Here is a 4,173-nt window from a genome sequence, read left to right as displayed (position 1 = left end):
CGGATCATGCGGTTAGCTGAATCGTTCTACGGTCAGACGTCAACCCGTCAAAAGTCGGGTGCTCGAGGACTCTGTGTATATCGCTGACACAAGTACTGACCAACACTGGGTATTGCGTTTTCCCGCAGAGCTTGCAGTTTCAAGCCTAGATGAAAACCGAACCGAAGCACAAAAGCGCGAAAACACGGACTACCCTTACAACTTAAACTTGGATTTCAGCGTAGGTTTACCCATCTTCGAGCTTACGCCAAATACACGTGACATCCCACGAGACGACGTCCTGCACGTCAGAGTGTCGGCTGGCGAAGTTCGCTTTGGAACAGGGACAGATACCTCACCCCACGACACGTTTTTTGCTCAACATCAACAGCGCACCGAGTACAGCTGCCGCAAAGACACCGAAGTGTTTCCAGGCATTGTCAGCTTACGCGAACCAAGCACACAAGAAATTGAAAAACTTGGTAAAAAACCACTATACTCAGCGAGGTCTGATAGCGCGATACGCTATTATCCATTTCCTCCGTCTTGCTCGCAGCTTAGATTGCGTCATAGAGAAGAACCACATGGATATATGTTCCGCCCTTTCGCAGTATATGATGACGCGGACGCGCCATTGGGCTATGGGCTATGGGCTATGGGCTATGGGCAATGCCCTTTGACCAACACACAGCCACAAGATTTTAAAGACGAGCGGCTCTGCTCATTTTGGTTTTGGATTCCGCAAGAGCGCGTGGTGATGATGACGTTTTCGGCAAAATATCTCGGCAATATAAAAAGCCTCCATACCAGGGTGATCGACCTCCTTATCGAATCAACAGATCACGACAAATCGATCAGGTTCCCGGACTTACGGCCATAGCATTGGACCAAGTTGGTTAGTGCCGGCCCATTTGCCTCTGGTCTCTTTACGTGCTTTCCTTCCCTCAAAGGGAGCCATATTCATGCGCCGCATATTCAGATACCTCGTCCGAGCCATCTTCGTGCTTGCCCTCATCGCCGTCGCGGTTGGTGTTTGGAAACGTGAAGAGATCAAGCGCCTGCTCGCGGTCAATTCGCTCTTTAGTGAAGAAAAGATCATTACCAATTTCTCCGGCATGAACGCCGCCTTCCTATCCGTCGATGTGCCGCGCGGGGATGGACCTGTGGCAGAGCTTCCCAAAGGGACTGAAGCCACGCTCACGCCTGAGGTTACTCAATGGGTCAAGGATCGCACCATCACCGCCCTTGTCGTGTTTAAAGACGGCGCATTGGTGCATGAGAGTTATTACCAAGGCACCAACGCTGATGATCTGCGCATCTCTTGGTCGGTCGCAAAAAGCTATCTGTCCTCACTGCTCGGTGTCTTGCTGGATGAAGGTGCGATTGCGTCCATTGATGATCCCGTCACCAAATACGCGCCTTCGCTCAAAGGCGGTGCTTATGACGGTGCCACCATCCGCAATGTGCTCAACATGGCGAGTGGTGTGACTTTTGATGAGGACTACCTCGATCAAACTAGCGACATTAACAAGATGGGCCGCGTTCTGGCCCTAGGTGGATCAATGGACGGTTTCGCCGCTGATCTGAGCGAAACATTTGCAGAACCCGGCACTGATTGGCAGTACGTCTCCATCGACACTCATATCATTTCCATGATCATTCGCGGCGCGACAGGCCGCGAGATCGCCCCGCTATTGTCGGAAAAGGTCATCATACCGATGGGTCTAGAGGCCAGCCCCTATTACCTGACTGATGGCAATGGCGTGGCGTTTGTCTTGGGCGGTTTGAACCTGCGCACCCGCGATTACGCCCGCATGGGGCAGATGTTCTTGCAAAACGGCGCATATAATGGCCAGCAGATTGTGCCTGCCGATTGGGTTGCTGCGTCCACCGTGCCGAGCGCTCCAACGGCACAGGGCGAATATGGCTACGGCTATCAATGGTGGATGCCCAAGGACGGCCGCGAGGGCGAATTCCTCGCACGCGGAGTTTACGGGCAATACATTTATATCAACCGACCCTTGGGTGTTGTGATCGCCTCTAATGCGGCGGATCGTAAATTTCGCGATGAAGGCGTTGGAGATTACAATATAGAGATTTTTCGTAAGATTGCTGAGGGGCTTTGAAAAACAAAATAGTCGTGCCTGAATTGTCTGGCTCGCATTCTTCTAACGACACTGAAAGCACTCATAATGGCTTCCTCATATTTCTCGTCTCTGGTTCCAGAACTGTCTTGTTCAGACTTTCAGAGCAGCTTGAACTTCTACACTAAGATACTCGGTTTTGAGGTTTTGTATGGGCGTCCGGAAAAAGGTTTTGCATATCTCGGGCTCGGGCAAGCCCAAATCATGCTCGAACAAGCCAACGACTTCTGGAGCACAGGAGAGCTGAAAAAAACCATATGGAAGAGGCATCAATTTTCAAATTTTAGTCGACAACGTTGAACAGCTTTTCGACCAGGTCGTCAGTCACCGTGTCCCTGTGTTCGCTGATCTAGAAACATCTTGGTACAGGGTCGACGAAAGAGAGCACGGTCAACGAGAGTTTTTAATTCAAGACCTTGATGGATATCTTTTCAGATTTAGTGAGCATATTGGCGACAGACCTGTCGCTAAGACCTGATTGCGACTTAAAAATTGCGCCTACAAACGCGGAGCCTATTTGCTACTGTCTCTTCGCTGTGCTTTTCTCATGATCAAACAATTTTTCGCATGCAAGGGACACACACCGATGCAAAAAGACCCCAGCCTCAACGTTCTTGGCGAAGAACTGGCCCTGTGTAGCACAGACCCGCTCACAGGCTTCTTTCGCGACGGGTACTGCAACACATGCGATGCGGATCAGGGCTCACATACTGTTGCGGCGATCCTCACGAAAGAGTTTCTGGCCTTTTCCAAATACGTGGGCAACGATCTGAGCACGCCGCGTCCCGAGTTCGGCTTTGCGGGTCTCAAGGATGGTGACGCATGGTGCCTTTGTGCGGGGCGCTTTTTGCAAGCCCATGAAGAGGGCTGCGCGCCACTTGTTAATTTGGCCGCAACGCATCTACGCGCGCTTGATATTGTTCCACTAGAGGTTCTTCAGATTTATGACCACACAGCCAAATCCTAACGCCGCCGCCCTCATGGGGGCCCTTGTCGCTGACGCCGCCACGCTCGGAGTACATTGGATCTATGATCCTGCGCGTATTGCCAAAGTCGCAGGCGAAAACCCTGCGTTCGTGCCGATCAATGCTGCTAATTTTGAGGGTGTGCCCGCATATTTCGCCCACGCTGCGCGCAACGATGGGGACTTTAGTCAATATGGCGAAGTGCTGGCGCTGGCCATCCGTTCTATCGCGCAGAATGACGGGTTTGATGTCGCGGCGTATCAAGACGCTTTCGTCGCGCATTTTGGCCCAGGCGGCAGCTATCAAGGCTACATAGACCGCCCCACACGCGGCACGTTGGAGAATATCGCAGCCGAAAGGCGCATGCCCTCTGGCATCGATGACGATCAACACCCTGCCCTCGCGACTTTGCCTGCTATCGTTGCGCGCTATAGTGGGACTGCCAGTTTCGCACCGCAGATCAAAGCAGCCATGCAAGTCACCAATGTGAACGCGGCAGCGGATCACTACACCAGCATCTATACTGACCTGCTCGCAGACATCCTGACCGGCACAAATCTACAAACAGCCCTCAAGAGTGCCGCCGCACGTGAGCCGGTCTTGCAAGCTGCATTGGACGCGAGCGAACACAACAGCACGGAGTACGGCGCAACAACGGGTCGCGCGTGTCACTTGCACGAAGGCATGGCGCTCTCGTTCCATATCCTGAGCCGCACAGATAGCTACCAATCCGCCGTAGAAGCGAACATCCTCGCAGGCGGTGATAATTGTGGGCGTGCCCTCATTGTCGGCAGCCTTGCGGGCGCTGCCTATGGCTTGTCCAGCATTCCTCTTGAGTGGGTTTTGGCGACCAATGACGCACCCAAAATTTGGCCTTTCGTAAAAAAAATCTAGATCGAACCGAATAAAGATAACATCAGGGACGTTATCCTTGTGTAACGCCGATCAAGCGCGCCCCAAATTTGCGCAGACATCGGCACTCATAAATAGGGAATATATCATGTCTATACACAGAGTCCTCGAGCACCCGACTTTTGACGGGTTGACGTCTGACCGTAGAACGATTCAGCTAACCGCATGATCCG

Annotated in this window: 5 protein-coding genes; all 5 read left to right on the top strand. The window is 52.4% G+C overall.

The annotated features are described in order from the left end of the window. Window positions 1–73: 73 nt before the first annotated feature. The 5 genes from PFRI_RS04400 to PFRI_RS04380 all read left to right on the top strand — a co-directional run bounded on the left by PFRI_RS04400 (window position 74) and on the right by PFRI_RS04380 (window position 3,982). Window positions 74–859 carry a hypothetical protein gene (locus PFRI_RS04400; RefSeq protein ID WP_072629528.1) on the top strand — a complete coding sequence of 262 codons (786 nt, stop codon included), beginning with the start codon at window positions 74–76 and terminating at the stop codon, window positions 857–859. A gap of 82 nt (window positions 860–941) precedes the next feature. Beyond that, entirely contained in the window at window positions 942–2,105 is a 1,164-nt protein-coding gene (locus tag PFRI_RS04395; RefSeq protein ID WP_072629527.1) for a serine hydrolase domain-containing protein, read from the top strand. Window positions 2,106–2,171: 66 nt separating this feature from the next. Beyond that, window positions 2,172–2,423 carry a VOC family protein gene (locus tag PFRI_RS21935; RefSeq protein WP_342742261.1) on the top strand — a complete coding sequence of 84 codons (252 nt, stop codon included), beginning with the start codon at window positions 2,172–2,174 and terminating at the stop codon, window positions 2,421–2,423. 286 nt (window positions 2,424–2,709) lie between these two features. Continuing rightward, window positions 2,710–3,090 (top strand): DUF2237 family protein, encoded by a 381-nt coding sequence (locus PFRI_RS04385; RefSeq protein WP_072629526.1) that lies wholly within the window; start codon window positions 2,710–2,712, stop codon window positions 3,088–3,090. After that, the gene (locus tag PFRI_RS04380; RefSeq protein ID WP_072629525.1) at window positions 3,068–3,982 is read left to right on the top strand and encodes an ADP-ribosylglycohydrolase family protein; all 915 of its coding nucleotides are present in this window, start codon (window positions 3,068–3,070) and stop codon (window positions 3,980–3,982) included. Before PFRI_RS04385 ends, PFRI_RS04380 begins: the two co-directional genes overlap by 23 nt. Window positions 3,983–4,173 lie beyond the last annotated feature (191 nt).

Source organism: Planktotalea frisia, assembly GCF_001890925.1.
In the GTDB taxonomy this organism is placed as follows: Bacteria; Pseudomonadota; Alphaproteobacteria; order Rhodobacterales; family Rhodobacteraceae; genus Planktotalea; species Planktotalea frisia.
The sequence above is the reverse complement of the archived record's forward strand: the minus strand, read 5'-3'. Positions and strand labels throughout refer to the sequence as shown.